Consider the following 17,466-nt stretch of genomic DNA (forward strand, 5'->3'; position numbering starts at 1 on the left):
CCATCATTTGATGGAATGCTCATTTCTAAGCTTTACGATAGAGAAGCCACGATTTAACGTTGCTTCTACCGTCTTCTTCAATGAATCAAGCAATTCGTGTGGGAACTTATGGAGCAGCTGATGTCGTCGATTAAGGAGGTGATCCAGCCGCAGGTTCCCCTACGGCTACCTTGTTACGACTTCACCCCAGTCATGAATCACACCGTGGTAACCGTCCTCCCGAAGGTTAGACTAGCTACTTCTGGTGCAACCCACTCCCATGGTGTGACGGGCGGTGTGTACAAGGCCCGGGAACGTATTCACCGTGACATTCTGATTCACGATTACTAGCGATTCCGACTTCACGCAGTCGAGTTGCAGACTGCGATCCGGACTACGATCGGTTTTATGGGATTAGCTCCACCTCGCGGCTTGGCAACCCTTTGTACCGACCATTGTAGCACGTGTGTAGCCCAGGCCGTAAGGGCCATGATGACTTGACGTCATCCCCACCTTCCTCCGGTTTGTCACCGGCAGTCTCCTTAGAGTGCCCACCATTACGTGCTGGTAACTAAGGACAAGGGTTGCGCTCGTTACGGGACTTAACCCAACATCTCACGACACGAGCTGACGACAGCCATGCAGCACCTGTCTCAATGTTCCCGAAGGCACCAATCTATCTCTAGAAAGTTCATTGGATGTCAAGGCCTGGTAAGGTTCTTCGCGTTGCTTCGAATTAAACCACATGCTCCACCGCTTGTGCGGGCCCCCGTCAATTCATTTGAGTTTTAACCTTGCGGCCGTACTCCCCAGGCGGTCAACTTAATGCGTTAGCTGCGCCACTAAGAGTTCAAGACTCCCAACGGCTAGTTGACATCGTTTACGGCGTGGACTACCAGGGTATCTAATCCTGTTTGCTCCCCACGCTTTCGCACCTCAGTGTCAGTATCAGTCCAGGTAGTCGCCTTCGCCACTGGTGTTCCTTCCTATATCTACGCATTTCACCGCTACACAGGAAATTCCACTACCCTCTACCATACTCTAGCTTGCCAGTTTTGGATGCAGTTCCCAGGTTGAGCCCGGGGATTTCACATTCAACTTAACAAACCACCTACGCGCGCTTTACGCCCAGTAATTCCGATTAACGCTTGCACCCTCTGTATTACCGCGGCTGCTGGCACAGAGTTAGCCGGTGCTTATTCTGTCGGTAACGTCAAAGCACTAACGTATTAGGTTAATGCCCTTCCTCCCAACTTAAAGTGCTTTACAATCCGAAGACCTTCTTCACACACGCGGCATGGCTGGATCAGGCTTTCGCCCATTGTCCAATATTCCCCACTGCTGCCTCCCGTAGGAGTCTGGACCGTGTCTCAGTTCCAGTGTGACTGATCATCCTCTCAGACCAGTTACGGATCGTAGCCTTGGTGAGCCATTACCTCACCAACTAGCTAATCCGACCTAGGCTCATCTGATAGCGCAAGGCCCGAAGGTCCCCTGCTTTCTCCCGTAGGACGTATGCGGTATTAGCGTCCGTTTCCGAACGTTATCCCCCACTACCAGGCAGATTCCTAGGTATTACTCACCCGTCCGCCGCTCTCAAGAGGTGCAAGCACCTCTCTACCGCTCGACTTGCATGTGTTAGGCCTGCCGCCAGCGTTCAATCTGAGCCATGATCAAACTCTTCAGTTCAAACATCTTTGGGTTTTTTAGAAACCCTAAACTTGGCTCAGCAATCGGTTGTTACATCTTTGATTTCTCGCGGAGTAACTTGTGATGCTGATAATCTTGTTGACTATCAGTCTGACTCCACAAGCACCCACACGAATTGCTTGATTCAGTTGTTAAAGAGCGGTTGGTTAAGCTTTCGCTCAACCGAGGCGCGCATTCTACAGCAGCCTCTGTTGCTGTCAAGTGGTTATTTTCAGATGCTTTCAAAGTTTCGACTGCGCCGGAAGTGGGCGAATTATAGGCCGTTGGAATTCTGAGTCAAGGACTAATTCAGATTCAGGCCACCGATACCGGTTTCTTCTTATATAGACGAGGAATTCGACGCATCACTGCAGGTATGCGCAGCAGCAGCAGACATATACCTATAGAGGCATAGATCGACCATTCCTTGAGGTCAGCCCGCACAATCCAGAGCATATGCAGCAAACCAAGCCCCAAAACTACATAGACCAGACGATGGAGCTTCTTCCAGCGCACACCCAAACGCCTCTGGCTGTAGCGATTTGAAGTCACCGCCAATACCAGCAAACACAGAAACCCCAGACTCCCGACAATAATGTAAGGCCGCTTGCGCAATTCCACGCCCAGCTGCGACCAGTCGAACCCCAACACGAAGGTCAAATAGGCACACAGGTGCAAGACTACATACGCAAAACACCACAAACCCAATTGACGGCGCACTGCAATCCAGCCTGCCCAGCCCGTGAGCTTCTGCATCGGCGTCATGCATAGCGTCACCAACAGCAGAATCAGCGTCCCCAATCCAAGCCGATCGACCAGCACCTTCCCCGGATCAGGCCCCAAAGCCAAACTCCAGGCTTCATACAGCCAAAACAGGGGCCAGACAGCAGCAGCAATAAAGACACTTACACGCCACAGACCTAGTCGCATCAATAGTTCTTCCTGAGGTCGAGACCTGTATATAAAGAAGCAACTTCATCGGCATACCCGTTGAACATCCGGGTATCACGCACATTCGGACTAAACAGGCTGCTCGGCAAACGCCGCTCACGCGCCTGAGTCCAGCGCGGATGATCGACTTGCGGATTCACATTGGCATAGAAACCGTATTCATCAGCAGCAATGCTTTGCCATGTGGTCTTTGGCTGCTCTTCGACCAGACTGATCCGCACAATCGACTTAACGCTTTTGAAGCCATACTTCCAGGGCACCACCAAACGCAGCGGTGCGCCATTTTGATTGGGCAACTCGCGCCCATACATGCCCACCGCCAGTATCGCCAAGGGATTCATCGCCTCATCCAGCCGCAAGCCTTCAACATAGGGCCAGTCAATCAACGCAAATCCCGAGCGCTGCCCCGGCATGACCTTTGGATCCTGCAAGGTTTCAAAACGTATGTATCTGGCTTTGGAGGTCGGCTCCACTTGCTTGAGCAATGCAGAGATTGGAAAACCGATCCACGGGATCACCATTGACCACGCTTCAACGCAGCGTAATCGGTAAATCCGCTCCTCCAACTGATAAGGCTTCATAAAGTCTTCAAGGGCGTATCGCCCAGGCTTGCCCACCTCGCCATCCACCACCACCGTCCAGGGCTCTGTTTTCAAAGCACCCGCGTTCTGAGCAGGATCTCCCTTGTCAGTGCCGAACTCGTAAAAGTTGTTGTAGTGCGTTGCATCCTTGAATGGCGTGATCGCCTCGTCCTTGACCGTGATTGCCTGCCACTTGGTCTGCGGCAGCTTCTCGGCAAACCAGCCCGGCGCCTTGCCCGGTTCTACACCGGCATAGCGGCCTGCATCATCTGCATTCGCCCAGCGCGGAATTGCACCCACAGCCAATCCGGCAAGGGAGCTACCCAGTAGTGCACGACGGGACAAATAGAAGGGTTCAGGCGTAACGTCCGACTCTTTGCAGTCGGACGCTTTAGGCAGCTTGATGAGCATGACAACTCCGTAGTATTGGAGGACTGATGCACCAATAGACTACGGAGTTCGGGAGAAATTACATCACTCTGCTGCTTTGTTACGGCGCAGACGCAACAAATACTGGATCGGCCCCGAGGCCGCATAGGCCAGGAAAGCCAGCAACAAGATGCGCGGCGGATCGCTGAACACAACAGCGAATACCAGAACCACAGCCAGGATCGCCACAAAAGGAACGCGCCCTTTCAAATCCAGCTCTTTAAAGCTGTTGTACTTGATATTACTGACCATCAGCATGCCCGCGGCAGCTACCAGCAAGGCCACCAGGAACGACATTTTCGAACCCTGGATTCCGTAATCGCTGAACGCCCAGACAATACCCGCGACCACACCCGCCGCAGCCGGACTTGCCAGACCAATGAAGTAACGCTTGTCAGCCGTTCCAACCTGCGTGTTGAAACGCGCCAGACGCAACGCGGCGCCAGCTACATAGATGAAGGCGACCATCCAGCCGACCTTGCCCATATCCCCCAGCGCCCAACCAAAAGCCAGCAAGGCAGGAGCAACACCAAAGGCAACCATGTCGGACAAGGAGTCGTATTCGGCCCCAAACGCACTTTCGGTATTCGTCATACGGGCCACACGGCCATCAAGACCATCCAGCACCATCGCTACAAAAATCGCGATAGCGGCAAAAGCAAAATACTTGCTGGCACCAGCAGCATCACCTGCACTCATTGCGCTTTGAGCGCTCATGGAGTTGATGATGGAATAAAAGCCGGCGAAAAGGTTCGCCGTAGTGAACAGGTTCGGCAGCAGATAGATACCACGATGCCGGACTTTGCGACCTTCAGCGTCATGCCCTTCTTCGACATGCTCATCGATAGGCAGCAGGCTATCGGCGTCAGAAGCCTGTTTTGGCTCTTCGGGACGTTCGCTCATGGACATTACCTTGCAACGATATGGAAAGTTTCAGTAGAGGCTTGCAGACCGAGACCGACCCGCAAACGATCCTGCTTTATACCAGAAGCCGCCGCTTAAACGAAAAAACGCGGCCTAGGCCGCGTTTTCTCTATAGGTTTTTTGCTTAGTTCTTGTCTTTGTCGACGATTTTGTTCGCGCCGATCCAAGGCATCATCGAGCGCAATTGGCCACCGATGACTTCGATACCATGGGCCGCGTTGTTACGACGCTTGGCGGTCATCGACGGGTAGCCAGTAGCACCCTCGCTGATGAACATCTTGGCATATTCACCATCCTGAATGCGCTTCAGAGCGTTGCGCATTGCCTGACGGGATTCAGCGTTGATGATTTCCGGGCCAGTGACGTACTCGCCGTACTCGGCGTTGTTGGAGATCGAGTAGTTCATGTTGGCGATACCGCCTTCGTACATGAGGTCAACGATCAACTTCAACTCGTGCAAGCACTCGAAGTAAGCCATTTCCGGGGCATAGCCCGCTTCAACCAGGGTTTCAAAGCCGGCTTTGACCAGCTCGACAGTACCGCCACACAGAACCGCCTGCTCACCGAACAGGTCAGTTTCAGTCTCGTCCTTGAAGGTCGTTTCGATGATGCCGGTACGACCGCCACCCACGCCCGCGGCGTAAGACAGTGCAACGTTTTTGGCGTTGCCGGATGCGTCCTGGTAGATCGCGATCAGGTCGGGAATACCGCCGCCCTTGACGAACTCGGAGCGCACAGTATGGCCCGGTGCTTTTGGCGCAATCATGATCACGTCAAGGTCAGCACGCGGAACAACCTGGTTGTAGTGGATCGCGAAGCCGTGGGAGAAGGCCAGTGTTGCGCCCTTCTTGATGTTCGGCTCGATTTCGTCCTTGTACAGCGCCGACTGGAACTCGTCCGGGGTCAGGATCATGACCAGGTCGGCAGCAGCAACAGCGCTGGCAACGTCAGTAACTTTCAGGCCATGAGCTTCGGCCTTGGCCACAGTGGCCGAACCTTTACGCAGACCAACAGTAACGTCTACGCCGGAGTCTTTCAGGTTGCACGCCTGGGCGTGACCCTGGGAGCCGTAACCGATAATGGCTACTTTCTTGCCCTGGATGATCGAAAGGTCGCAGTCTTTGTCGTAATAAACTTTCATGATTTTCCCTTATATCCAGGCCATTCAGGCCATTTACTAATTGTTAGTTATTAGATGCTGAGTACTTTGTCGCCGCGAGCGATGCCCGTGACGCCACTACGAACCGTTTCCAGGATCGACGCGGTACCAATCGACTGAATGAAGCTGTCGAGCTTGTCACTTGTACCGGTCAATTGCACGGTATACACACTGGCGCTGACATCAACGATCTGGCCACGGAAAATATCCGTAGTACGTTTAATCTCTGCGCGCTGTGCACCGGTAGCCTTGATCTTGACCAGCATCAACTCACGCTCGATGTGAGCGCTCTCCGACAGATCGACCAGCTTGACCACTTCGATCAGCTTGTTCAGGTTTTTGGTGATTTGTTCGATGACTTCATCGTGACCGACAGTGGTCAGCGTCAGACGCGACAAGGTCGGGTCTTCAGTCGGCGCCACGGTCAGGCTTTCGATGTTGTAGTTACGTTGCGAGAACAGACCGACAACGCGAGACAGGGCACCGGGTTCGTTTTCAAGAAGCAGGGAAATAATGTGCCGCATGATTAAGTACGCTCCGTCTTGCTCAGCCACATGTCGCGCATGGAGCCGTCTTTGATCTGCATCGGGTAAACGTGCTCACTGGTATCGACCTGGATATCCAGGAACACCAGGCGATCTTTCATGGCGAAGGCTTCTTCCATCTTCGGCTTCAGATCTTTCAGATCAGTGATGCGGATCCCCACATGCCCATACGCTTCAGCCAGCTTGACGAAGTCAGGCAGCGATTCCATATAGGAGTGCGAGTGGCGACTGCCGTAGTTCATGTCCTGCCACTGACGAACCATGCCAAGAACGCCATTGTTCAGGCTGATGATTTTTACTGGCAGGTCATACTGCAGGCAAGTCGACAATTCCTGAATGTTCATCTGAATACTGCCCTCGCCTGTCACGCAAGCAACGTCAGCGTCAGGAAAACTCAGTTTCACACCCATGGCTGCCGGGAAGCCGAACCCCATCGTGCCCAGGCCGCCGGAGTTGATCCAGCGATTAGGCTTGTTGAAGCGGTAATACTGAGCAGCGAACATCTGGTGCTGACCCACATCGGACGTTACATAAGCGTCGCCCTTGGTGACTTCGCAGAGCATTTCGATCACAGCTTGTGGCTTGATCTTGCTGCCGTCGCCCTTGTCATAAGGGAACAAACCTTTATCACCGCGCCACTCGTCGATCTGTTTCCACCAGCTGTTAACCGCTTCAGCATCCGGCTTCTCGCCAATCTCCTTGAGGATCGCGACCATTTCGCTCATCACGCTCTCCACCGGACCTACAATCGGCACGTCTGCCTTGATGGTCTTGGAGATGGATGCCGGATCGATATCCACATGGATGATCTTGGCGTTCGGGCAGAACTTGGAAGGGCCGTTGATGACACGGTCGTCAAAGCGCGCACCCACTGCCAGAATCACGTCAGCGTTATGCATCGCCATGTTGGCCGTGTAGCTGCCATGCATACCGAGCATGCCGACGAACTGACGATCAGTGCCAGGGTATGCACCCAGGCCCATCAGCGTGTTGGTCACCGGCACGTTGAGCATTTTGGCCAGTTCGGTCAAAGGTGCTGAACCGCCGCCCAGGATAACGCCGCCTGCGTACAGAATCGGACGCTTGGCCGCCAGAAGCATCTCGGCTGCCTTGCGGATTTGCCCCGAGTGCCCGCGCACTGCCGGGCTGTAAGAACGCAATTTGGCTTTTTTCGGGAAAACGTATTCAAACTTTTCAGCCGGGTTGGTCATATCTTTAGGGATATCGACCACGACCGGGCCAGGACGGCCGGATTGTGCGAGGTAGAACGCCTTTTTCATGACCTCCGGGATTTCCGAAGCATGCTTGATCATAAAGCTGTGCTTCACGATGGGCCGGGAGATACCGATCATGTCGGTTTCCTGGAAGGCATCGGTTCCGACCATGGTGCTGGGCACCTGACCGGAAATGATCACCATCGGGATGGAGTCCATGTAGGCGGTTGCAATACCGGTAATGGCGTTGGTCGCACCCGGCCCGGAAGTCACCAGTACTACACCGGCTTTACCGGTAGCACGGGCATAGCCGTCAGCCATATGGGTTGCCGCCTGTTCGTGGCGAACCAGGATGTGGGTAACGTCCGGCTCTTTGAACAGCGCGTCGTATACGTGAAGGAGAGCACCGCCCGGGTACCCGTAGATATATTTGACACCTTCGTCGCGCAAAAAGCGGACGAGCATCTCACCGCCAGATAAAAGCTCCACGTTGTTCACCTCTAAAACGCCAGAATACCGTCCACAAAAATGCGAACGGGTCTTAATAGGTTTACTTTTCAGCAGAGCATGAGCGACGGTGGTCGCCGACTACGTCAGCACTGACTGAGCAAGTATTGGGAGCGCCCCAAATGTTGCGGGGTTTTCCCACCCAGCGCGAGGTAACGCGTTGCGGGTGTAACAAGTCGGCGCGGGTGTGCGCCTCATGATCTGCTGAGAGAGCCTGCTTCTGGCAGTCCCTCTACAGCGGACTTTCGATTCTTCTGTTTCAGCCCCCCCAAGTCAAGCAGTAATTGCGCTTTTTTCCATCAAAGCGCATGAGAACGTAGAAGAATCTGGCTTGAGGAGGGATAAAACTCGCCTGAATGGCGCAAAGTGGTAGAAATATGCGCAAGACTGCCGAAAAAGTCGGCAGTCAGGCAATTAACCAGCGCTGACAATCAGTTGGTCGAACTTTTTCAGCGCTGAGCGCAGACCCAGACTCTCTTGCGGCCTGTCGGCATAAACCATCTCGGCCATCTCCAGAATCCCCGACACCTTTGGCAGTGGCAGATCCTGCTCCAGGATTTGTTTCATCCTTGCCAGGAAAATCCACTGCAACCACTGATGAAAGTCCAGGGTATCAACGGAAAATGGCTCAACGCTGCTCAAGGCTTCGGAGCCGGGGGACACTTCATCCCACCAGCCCTGCAAGCGCAATTCACGTTCAATAAGCAGCAACTGCTCGGCAATCGACGCGAAACGTGGATCCATCAGAGACTCACCTTGGCTTTTTGACGGGCCAGTGCCGCGCCAGCCGCGTCGCCCTGCTTCTCACGGGCCTGGGCAATCAAGCCCCACAGGCTTGCCTGCAAGTCCGGACGTCCATTGGCAAAGGTCAGACCACGACGGGCAAACTGCTCTGCCTGAGCGGCATCGCCCTGGGCCATACGGACCTGGGCCAGACGATAAAGCACCTGCGGTTCACGCGGCGCCACACGTTGCGCCCGCTCCAGACTCGACGAAGCGCCATTGAGGTCACCACTGGCCTGCTGCTGCTGAGCAGTGGTCAGCAGCGCCAATACCGGGCCATCCAGCTGCTCATCGGCAGCCAGGGCGCCACTGCTGGACGGAATGCCGGAAGGAACGCCGCTCGGGATGATCGGTGCCGGGGCACTGTACGCAGTGTTTGGCGTATAGCTGCCAGTACTGATGGGCGCGGCAGCCGGGCCCGGGGTAATAGGCCCCGGAGTAAAGGGCTGGCTGCTGATCGGTGTCGAGACACTAGCCCCGCCACCCGGGATCATTACCACCACGCCCGAATCCTCGGTAATCGTCCGCGGTTGCGCAGCCCGTTGCGCAGTAGCCTGTGGATAATTATTCGCCGTACGCTGGGACGAAACACGCTCACTGTTCGATACCGGCACACCGGAGTCGACCACAGGGATCGAACCCTGTGGCACGCTGGCGCAACCATTGAGCAAAGCCAGGGCTGAAACAGCCGGAATCCACCACTTATTCACGTCAAACCCTCTTTGCTTAATTCAACCAGCCTTTGACCCAATCCATCACGGCATCGCCCGTCGCAGGCGCCTGGGCGCCACAACTGGCCCCCGCAGGTGGCTCACTGCCGCGAATATACGGCATCTGCACCGCGCCCGGGCAGCTGGCATCAGAGCCCTGCCCCGTATGCGGATCGATCCAGGCCTGAACAATGTTATCGGGCTGCGGCATGTCCAGCGGCAACGGATCGGCTTTATTCATAAAGCTGGTCCATACCTGCAAGGCGCCAGTGGCTCCGGTGAACGGCGTCTTGCCATTGTCATCGCGCCCCAGCCAGACCACTGCCAGCAAATCCTGGCTAAAGCCTGCAAACCAGCTGTCACGGGAATCGTTACTGGTACCGGTCTTGCCCGCCAGCGCCAGGCTTCGAGGCAGCACGTTATAAACCGAGCGCCCCGTACCTTCGCGCATGACATGTTGCATTGCATTCTGGATCAGGTAGATCGAACCGGGATCGAAGCGCTGCTGGATCTGAAACGGATAGCGTTTGAGCGGCTCACCTTCTGCCGTCAGGACACTGCGGATCCCGCGCATAGGCGTGTTGAAGCCGCCGTTGGCCAGCGTCTGATACATCGTCGCCACTTCCATCGGACTCAGCGCGCCAGCCCCCAGCAACATGGACGGGAAAGCCGGAAACTCGCGTTCGACGCCAAGTCGCGCCAGGGTCTTGAGCACATTAGGCACGCCAACTTCCTGACCCAACCGGACTGTGCCCAGGTTGTAGGAGTTCATCATCGACTGATACAGAAAAACCGTCCCGTGAGAGCGACGGTCATAGTTCTGCGGCTTCCATACCTGCCCATCCGCCCCCTTGATCGACAGCGGGTCATCCGACAGCCAACTGGTCAGGGTGTACTGGCTAGGCCGCTCAAGGGCAGTGAGGTATACCGCCGGCTTGATTAGCGAGCCAATGGGACGCACAGCATCCAGCGCGCGGTTAAAGCCCGCGTAGCCAGGTACGCGACTGCCAATAAGTGCCTGAACTTCGCCGGTTTCCGGGTTGGTCACCACCATCGCCGCTTCGACTTCATCCGAGCCTTTACGCCCGGTAAGGCGTTTGAAGGTCTCACCGACGGCAGCTTCCGACTTCATTTGCAGGATCGGGTCGAAGCTGGTGAAAATGCGCAGCCCCTCTTCGGTCAAGTCTTCGTCGCGATAATCCTCGCGCAGCTGACGCTTGACCAAATCCAGGAAGCCCGGGAATGAACTGTCTGCAAGGCTGCCGCGCTTGGTCACGCCCAGTGGCATTTTCTTGGCTGCTGCCACCTGTTCAGCTGTCGCCACGCCCTGCTGTTCCAGCAAGTCGAGCACCAGATTGCGCCGCTCCAGCGCACGCTCAGGGTAACGACGCGGGTTATAGGCTGAAGGCCCTTTGACCATCCCCACCAACAAGGCCACTTGATGCAACTTGAGCTCGGCCAGCGGCTGGCTGAAGAAGAACTGACTGGCCAGACCAAAGCCGTGCACTGCGCGCTGTCCGTCCTGACCGACGAATACTTCGTTCAGATACGCTTCCAGAATCTCACGCTTGTCGTAGTGCAACTCCAGCAGCAGCGCCATCATGGCTTCGGTCAGTTTACGACTCAGGCTGCGCTCGTTGGTCAGGTAGAAGTTTTTGACCAGCTGTTGGGTCAGGGTACTGCCGCCCTGACGCATTTGACCGGATGACGTGTTCACCCACATCGCACGGGCGATCGATTTCGGCGACACACCAAAGTGATGATAGAAGTCCCGATCTTCCACGGTTACCAGCGTATCGAGCAGGAACGGTGGCACTTGATCAATATTGATCAGGATACGATCTTCAAGATTCTTCGGATAAAGGCCGCCAATCAGCAATGGTTCAAGGCGCACCACAGGCAACTTGGAACCGTTGGTCGCCGAAAGCCCGGCAACGTAGTCGCCAGAGAACCGCACCCGAACCTGTTGGGCTTGCTCGGTTCCTTCATAAAACTGGAACCCGCGCGTGTTGAGATCAACCGTATTGCCGTTAACCGCAGCAATACCGGGGCCACTGACCGCGCTTTCGCGGCGATAGCCCAGTGCATCGAGCTCTGTGAGGAAGTCGGTCTTGCTCAGCTTCTGGCCGACGAACAGCTCCAGCGGGCGGGCATAAACCTTGGCCGGAATGGTCCAGCGCTTGCCGGAGAACTTCTCCTGCACGACAGCATCGAGGTACATGGCAAAACCTGCCAGCACCACCAGGCCAACCAGACTGAGCTTGAGAGCCCAGCCCAGCCAAGGGCGCAGGCCGCCAGAAGGACGTTTTTTACGGGAACGAGGAGATCGGGTACGAGTCATGGCGCGAGATTATACGCACTTTGTTCATGTTCAACATGCGCAGCCCGGCGGTTTGCACTACCGCTGTCAGCAGCCATAATGGCGACCATTAATTTTCTAAACCTTGAAGGATCAACCGTGAGCCAGAACCTGATTGCCGCCCTGAAGAACCCGGACCTCTACCCGCATGAAGTCGATGGATTTCAGGTTATCGAGACGCACATCTCCTGGGTCATCCTCACCGGACCTTATGCCTACAAGATGAAAAAACCGGTCAATTTCGGCTTTCTTGATTTCACCGAGCTCAGCGCCCGCGAGCACTTCTGTAATGAAGAGCTGCGTCTTAACCAGCGCCTGACTGAAGGCCTGTACCTCGACGTACTGCCGATTACCGGTACCCCTGAAGCCCCCGTCCTGGGAGGCGAAGGTCCGGCGCTGGAATACGTGCTGAAAATGCGCCAGTTCCCGCAAAGCCAGTTGCTCAGCACATTGCAAGCCAATAGCGAACTGACTGCTGCCCATATCGACGAAATGGCCCAACAGATCGCCCGCTTCCACAGCCAGGCACCTCTGGTTCCCCAGGAACACTACCAGGGCACGCCAGAAGCAGTGATGGATCCGGTTCGCCAGAATTTCGAGCAGATTCGTCCATTCCTTTCAGACAAAGCTGACTTGCTGCAGCTGGACGCGCTACAAGCCTGGGCAGAGGCAAGTTTCACCCGCCTGAAACCGCTCATCGAACAGCGCAAGACCGAAGGCTTTATCCGTGAATGCCACGGTGATATTCACCTGGGCAACGCCACCATCATTGATGGCAAGGTCGTGATCTTCGACTGCATTGAATTCAATGAGCCCTTCCGCTTTACCGATGTGTATGCCGATACCGCTTTTTTGGCGATGGACCTTGAGGACCGTGGCCTGAAGTCCCTGGCTCGACGTTTTGTCAGCCAGTATCTGGAATTGACCGGCGACTACCAGGGGCTTGAGCTGCTGAACTTCTACAAAGCCTACCGCGCACTGGTTCGTGCCAAAGTCAGCCTGTTCAGCATGCCTGCCGAAGCCAGCCCGGTTCAACGCAAAGCCACGCTGCAGCAATATCGCAAGTACGCCAACCTGGCGGAAAGCTACAGCACGATTCCTTCTCGCTTCCTGACTATTACCCACGGCGTATCCGCTGTAGGCAAAAGCTCTGTGGCCATGCGTCTGGTCGAGTCCCTGGGGGCTATTCGTTTACGTTCTGACGTTGTGCGCAAGCAACTGTTCGGCCAGCAAACCGCCGAAAATGCGGTAGGCGACGGTATTTACAACGCAGACGCCAGCGTTGCGACCTACAACAAACTCCACGAGCTGGCCGGGACCGTGCTGCGGGCAGGTTTCCCCGTGGTCATTGACGCCACCTATCTCAAGCGCGAGCAGCGCGATGCCGCCGCCAAAGTGGCAGAGGCCACCGGCGTGCCATGCCTGATCCTCGATTGCACCGCGCCGGACGCAGTGATCGAAGGCTGGCTGGCACATCGTAAAAGCATTGGTACCGACCCCTCCGACGCGACCCTGGAAGTGGTCAAGGCACAACAAGCCAGCCGCGAGGCGTTGAGCGCTGATGAAATTCTGCGCAGCAAGCGGGTTGAAACCCACAACAGCAAAAGCCTCGACACTCTGATTGCTGACATCCGTCAGCGCCTGCCAGGCCTGTAACTGCTCGGGCGTGCCGTGCATCCATAAAGGTTTCACGGCACGCCAGTAGTGGCACTATAGTGTCACTCAATTCCTGCAGGAGGCACCCTGATGAGCCGCCCTACATTGCTGAGTTCGGCGCTCTATGCGCTGCTCCACGAAGACGACATCGACGGCTTCAACCAGCAGCGACCTGCCGGTCCTGTCGACATGCGCGGCGGAGACTTTCGCGGACTGGATTTACGCGAGCTGAATGCCGATGCCGTGGATTTTACCGATGGCTACTTCCGTTCAGCCGACCTGCGCGGCCTGGATTTGCGTAACGCCTGTATTGAAGGGGCCAGCCTGGCGCACGCACAAATTTCGGGTGCGTACTTTCCGGTAGAACTGACGGCAGATGAGATTCTGATGTCAGTTAAACTCGGCACCCGCCTGCGCTATCGCACCAGGTAAAGCAAATACGACACCTGCCTCTGGCCCTATCACAGCTGTCGACCGGGCAAGTCCATTCGATTCAAACGCTCTGCCCTCTGCCTCCCAAGTCGATGCAGACATTCCTTTAGCGCAATCCGTACGCCTCGTCTCTGGCTGCTAGTTCCAAAAACGACTATAGAACGGCGATTTTTCCGCCTAGCGCTACACTCTGTAGGAATCGTTTCGTCCCGTAAACGCTGAGCTCACGCCGTCGCAAGGAGGGCTGATGAACGATGAACTCCAGCATTTGAAAAATCTTGGAAAAACGTCGTCGCAATGGCTACACGCAGTGGGCATTCACAACGCTTCGGATTTGAAGCGTTTGGGTGCTGCCAATGCTTATCGGGCGGTCAAGGCCCGGGGCTTCAGAGCCTCAAAAGTGCTGCTGTACGCAATAGAAGGGGCATTACAGGATGTTCACTGGAACGATATTCCCGCAGAACGCAAAGAGGCGCTGAATCGGCAGGTGGAGCTTTTATCGGCTGGCAACAAAGGCTGAAACGACCATTTACAAAGACTTCCAGAAAAGCCAATAAACAGTTGTTGACATGGAAATGAGAATTGTTATGATTACGCCATCTGGTCGCGAGACCAGTCGATCTTCTGAAAGGCCCTTGGTTCGGACTCTCAGAAAATCTCCTCATCAGGCTAATCACGGTTATTTGACCCGGCTCTTGCCGGGTCTTTTTTTGCCTGTAAAAAAGCGCCTGGCCAGGCTCCTGACGCCCTCTTTCAACGGGCAATAATGACCGGGTGCCCAAGCTCGGGGTGTGGCTGCACAAGCACTTCCAGACCGAATACGGCCTTGAGCAACTCGGGCTGCAACACCACCTGCGGGCAATCCAGCGCACGCGGCCGCCCCTGTTCGAGCAAAAGCAGACGGTCGCAATAACGCGCAGCCAGATTCAAGTCATGCAGGATGATCAACACTGCCGCGCCGCGATCGGCAAAGGCACGAATCGCCTTCAGCGTCGTGTGTTGATGCAAGGGGTCGAGCATTGAGGTCGGCTCATCGAGCAACAGCGTCTGGCCGCTTTGCCCCGGCCATAATTGCGCCAGCACCCGTGCCAGATGTACCCGCTGGCGCTCCCCTCCCGATAACGCCAGATAACTGCGCCCCGTCAAATGCTCAACATCCGCGGCGTGCAAGGCGGCCAGAATAATCTCGGTGTCACGAACGCGCCCGGTCTGATGCGGCAATCGGCCCATGCCCACCACCTCCTCGACACGAAAAGCAAAATCCAGGGTCGAGGTTTGCGGTAACACAGCAAGGCGCTGTGCCCGCTCTGCGCCCTTCCATTGACTCAAGTGCTGCCGGTCCAGCCAGACCTGCCCGGCGGTTGGCGCCAGCTCACCACACAACGCCGCCAGCAATGTGCTTTTACCTGCACCATTGGGCCCTAGCACCCCCAGCACTTCGCCCGGACGCACATCAAGGGTGACATCAGTCAGGACAACTTTTTGAGCGCGATGAATCTGCAAACCTTCTGTGCGCAGCATCAGTGGCGGCCCCGCAGCAGTAGATAAAGAAAGAAAGGAGCCCCGAGAAACGCAGTCACAATCCCGATTGGCAGCTCTGCGGGGGCCATGGCCAGCCGGGCGATCAGGTCGGCGAATAACAGCAGTGTCGCTCCCGCCAGCACGGACGCGGGCAATAGAACCCGATGATCGGGGCCGGCCAGCAATCGCACCAGATGCGGCACCACCAACCCGATAAAGCCGATCATGCCTGCCGCGGCGACCGCAGCACCGACCCCCAGGGCCGTGCAAAACACCAATTCGCGCTTCAGGCCTTCAACATTGATCCCCAAATGACTGGCTTCAGACTCGCCAAGCAACAATGCATTGAGCGCACTGGCCCGGCGCGGCAGCCACAAGGCAACACCCAGGGTGACAAACAACAATGGCCATAGCCGCGTGTAACTGGCGCCATTGAGGCTGCCCAGATTCCAGAATGTCAGCGTACGCAACGTCGCATCATCGGCCAGATAGGTGAACAGCCCTACCGCAGAGCCCGCCAGCGCCGTCAGCGCGATACCCGCCAGCAACATGACCGCAACATTGGTCTGACCGTTGCGCCGTCCCAGCCGGTACACCAGCGCCGTAACCCCCAGACCTCCCAGAAACGCGCACAGCGACAACAGATACGGCGCAAAAAATTCCGGCAGACCGCCAAAAGCAGCACCACCGACAATCGCGATCGCCGCCCCCAGCGCCGCCCCACTGGAAACACCGACCAAACCGGGATCAGCCAGCGGGTTACGAAACAGCCCCTGCATGGCCACACCCGACAGCGCCAGCACTCCGCCAACCGCCAGCCCCAATAACGTCCGGGGTAGACGGATCTGCCCCAGAATCAACTCGGCCTGCTCCAGCCCCTCGCCTTGAACCGGTAGGCCGACCAATCGCAGTGCGGCCCGTAAAGTGTCAAATAACGGCAGGCTCACAGGCCCCAGCGCCAGCGATAACCAGATCGCCAACAAACACAACGCACTCAGGCCAATGAACAAGGTGCGAGGCTTGACCAGTGTCCTCATGGATTAACTGCACCTTCAGGGTAAAACTCAGCCGTCAGCTGCTTCAAACTGGCCGGCAGACGCGGCCCAAGGCCGCCCACCAGCAGCGTCGGGTCCAACTCGTAGACCCGACCGTTTTTGGCTGCTCGGATCGAAGCCAGAATCGGGTTTTCTTTCATCAGTGCTTTGCGGGCCTGTTCGCCGGTCAGGCTACGGTCTGCGAATACCAGGACCTGGGGGTTCAACCCGGCCAGCGCCTCGACCGAAAACGGCTTGTAGCCCGTGTGGGTGGCAAGGTTATGTCCGCCCGCCTGAGTCAGCAGCCAGTCCGCGGCCGTATCCTTGCCGGCGATCAAAGGCTTGCCGCCCGCATTCCCCAACAGCAACAGCACTCCGGGTGCCTCGTGAAGCGCTTTGATCCGGGTGACTTGCTGCTGATGCGCCTGCAGTTGCTGCTGGTAATCCTTGAACAGGTGTGCGGCTTGCGCCTCGTCACCCAACAGGCGCCCCAAGTGCTTGAGCGTAGCCTCCAGGCTTGCCAGGTCGGCCTGCGCCGAGAACATCTCAACCGGCACACCGGCACTGCGTATCTGCGCCAGAACGGGTGGCGGGCCCATTTCGTCGGTGCCTATCAACACATCCGGTTTCAAACTCAGAATCCCTTCTGCCGAGAGCTGACGTTGATAGCCGATGCTGGGGAGCGATTTAAGTGATTCAGGATGTTGGCTGGTGGTATCGACCCCAACCAATTTAGACTCAGCGCCCAATGCACTGACCCACTCAGAGAGTGCACCGCCAGCACTGACCCAGCGTTGTGGCAACTCGCCAGCCATGCCGGCATGACTGATCATCAGGCCTGCACAAAGCGTAATCAGGCGGGTACTCAAGCGCATACAGTGAGGTTCCTTGCTAAAGAGGGCTTAGGGCGGCAACACAATTGCCACACCGTGGAAACAGTAGATCGCAGAGCAAAGGGCTATTTGATAATTGTTTGCATTTGCACGTCAACCT

At 56.3% G+C, this 17,466-nt stretch carries 15 protein-coding genes and 1 rRNA gene; 3 read left to right on the forward strand and 13 right to left on the reverse strand.

Annotated features, from left to right (window positions below):
• Positions 1-131 precede the first annotated feature (131 nt).
• From B195_RS19135 to mrcB, 10 genes are all read right to left on the reverse strand, one after another.
• Positions 132-1,668, reverse strand: a 16S ribosomal RNA gene (locus tag B195_RS19135).
• Positions 1,669-1,983: 315 nt separating this feature from the next.
• Positions 1,984-2,598, reverse strand: coding sequence for a protein-methionine-sulfoxide reductase heme-binding subunit MsrQ (gene msrQ / locus B195_RS19145; protein ID WP_003439721.1), 615 nt, complete (start codon positions 2,596-2,598; stop codon positions 1,984-1,986).
• Positions 2,598-3,611 carry a protein-methionine-sulfoxide reductase catalytic subunit MsrP gene (gene msrP, locus B195_RS19150; protein WP_003439717.1) on the reverse strand — a complete coding sequence of 338 codons (1,014 nt, stop codon included), beginning with the start codon at positions 3,609-3,611 and terminating at the stop codon, positions 2,598-2,600. Before msrP ends, msrQ begins: the two co-directional genes overlap by 1 nt.
• Positions 3,612-3,674: 63 nt before the next feature.
• Entirely contained in the window at positions 3,675-4,532 is an 858-nt protein-coding gene (pssA, locus tag B195_RS19155; protein WP_003439714.1) for a CDP-diacylglycerol--serine O-phosphatidyltransferase, read from the reverse strand.
• A 145-nt stretch (positions 4,533-4,677) separates the two neighbouring features.
• On the reverse strand, positions 4,678-5,694 hold the full coding sequence (gene ilvC, locus B195_RS19160; RefSeq protein ID WP_003439711.1) for a ketol-acid reductoisomerase: 1,017 nt from the start codon (positions 5,692-5,694) through the stop codon (positions 4,678-4,680).
• Between the two features lie 50 nt (positions 5,695-5,744).
• Positions 5,745-6,236 carry an acetolactate synthase small subunit gene (ilvN, locus tag B195_RS19165; protein WP_003439709.1) on the reverse strand — a complete coding sequence of 164 codons (492 nt, stop codon included), beginning with the start codon at positions 6,234-6,236 and terminating at the stop codon, positions 5,745-5,747.
• 2 nt (positions 6,237-6,238) lie between these two features.
• Positions 6,239-7,960, reverse strand: coding sequence for an acetolactate synthase 3 large subunit (locus B195_RS19170; protein WP_003439708.1), 1,722 nt, complete (start codon positions 7,958-7,960; stop codon positions 6,239-6,241).
• A gap of 432 nt (positions 7,961-8,392) precedes the next feature.
• Complete coding sequence (locus tag B195_RS19175; RefSeq protein ID WP_003439706.1) at positions 8,393-8,722, reverse strand: YqcC family protein; 330 nt, start codon at positions 8,720-8,722, stop codon at positions 8,393-8,395.
• A complete protein-coding gene (locus B195_RS19180) occupies positions 8,722-9,471 on the reverse strand; it encodes a M48 family metallopeptidase (protein WP_003439704.1) in 750 nt (249 codons plus the stop codon). Before B195_RS19180 ends, B195_RS19175 begins: the two co-directional genes overlap by 1 nt.
• 16 nt (positions 9,472-9,487) lie before the next feature.
• Positions 9,488-11,812, reverse strand: coding sequence for a penicillin-binding protein 1B (gene mrcB / locus B195_RS19185; protein ID WP_003439701.1), 2,325 nt, complete (start codon positions 11,810-11,812; stop codon positions 9,488-9,490).
• Between the two features lie 117 nt (positions 11,813-11,929).
• Here mrcB and B195_RS19190 point away from each other — a divergent pair, with 117 nt between their 5' ends.
• From B195_RS19190 to B195_RS19200, 3 genes are all read left to right on the forward strand, one after another.
• Positions 11,930-13,486 carry a bifunctional aminoglycoside phosphotransferase/ATP-binding protein gene (locus B195_RS19190; RefSeq protein ID WP_003439699.1) on the forward strand — a complete coding sequence of 519 codons (1,557 nt, stop codon included), beginning with the start codon at positions 11,930-11,932 and terminating at the stop codon, positions 13,484-13,486.
• 90 nt (positions 13,487-13,576) lie between these two features.
• Positions 13,577-13,918 (forward strand): pentapeptide repeat-containing protein, encoded by a 342-nt coding sequence (locus B195_RS19195; RefSeq protein WP_003439697.1) that lies wholly within the window; start codon positions 13,577-13,579, stop codon positions 13,916-13,918.
• A gap of 247 nt (positions 13,919-14,165) precedes the next feature.
• Positions 14,166-14,438 carry a TfoX/Sxy family protein gene (locus tag B195_RS19200; protein ID WP_003439695.1) on the forward strand — a complete coding sequence of 91 codons (273 nt, stop codon included), beginning with the start codon at positions 14,166-14,168 and terminating at the stop codon, positions 14,436-14,438.
• A 233-nt stretch (positions 14,439-14,671) separates the two neighbouring features.
• On the opposite strand, the gene B195_RS19205 is transcribed toward B195_RS19200, so the two are convergent.
• Genes B195_RS19205 through B195_RS19215 form a run of 3 tightly spaced genes read right to left on the reverse strand, consistent with a single transcriptional unit; the run spans position 14,672 to position 17,348 of the window.
• Positions 14,672-15,439 carry a heme ABC transporter ATP-binding protein gene (locus tag B195_RS19205; RefSeq protein WP_003439692.1) on the reverse strand — a complete coding sequence of 256 codons (768 nt, stop codon included), beginning with the start codon at positions 15,437-15,439 and terminating at the stop codon, positions 14,672-14,674.
• Complete coding sequence (locus B195_RS19210) at positions 15,439-16,422, reverse strand: iron ABC transporter permease (RefSeq protein WP_165439510.1); 984 nt, start codon at positions 16,420-16,422, stop codon at positions 15,439-15,441. The genes B195_RS19205 and B195_RS19210 overlap by 1 nt, the downstream gene beginning before the upstream one ends.
• A 50-nt stretch (positions 16,423-16,472) precedes the next feature.
• Complete coding sequence (locus tag B195_RS19215; protein ID WP_003439686.1) at positions 16,473-17,348, reverse strand: hemin ABC transporter substrate-binding protein; 876 nt, start codon at positions 17,346-17,348, stop codon at positions 16,473-16,475.
• Positions 17,349-17,466 lie beyond the last annotated feature (118 nt).

Source organism: Pseudomonas sp. Lz4W (genome assembly GCF_000346225.2).
Classification (GTDB): Bacteria; Pseudomonadota; Gammaproteobacteria; order Pseudomonadales; family Pseudomonadaceae; genus Aquipseudomonas; species Aquipseudomonas paraversuta.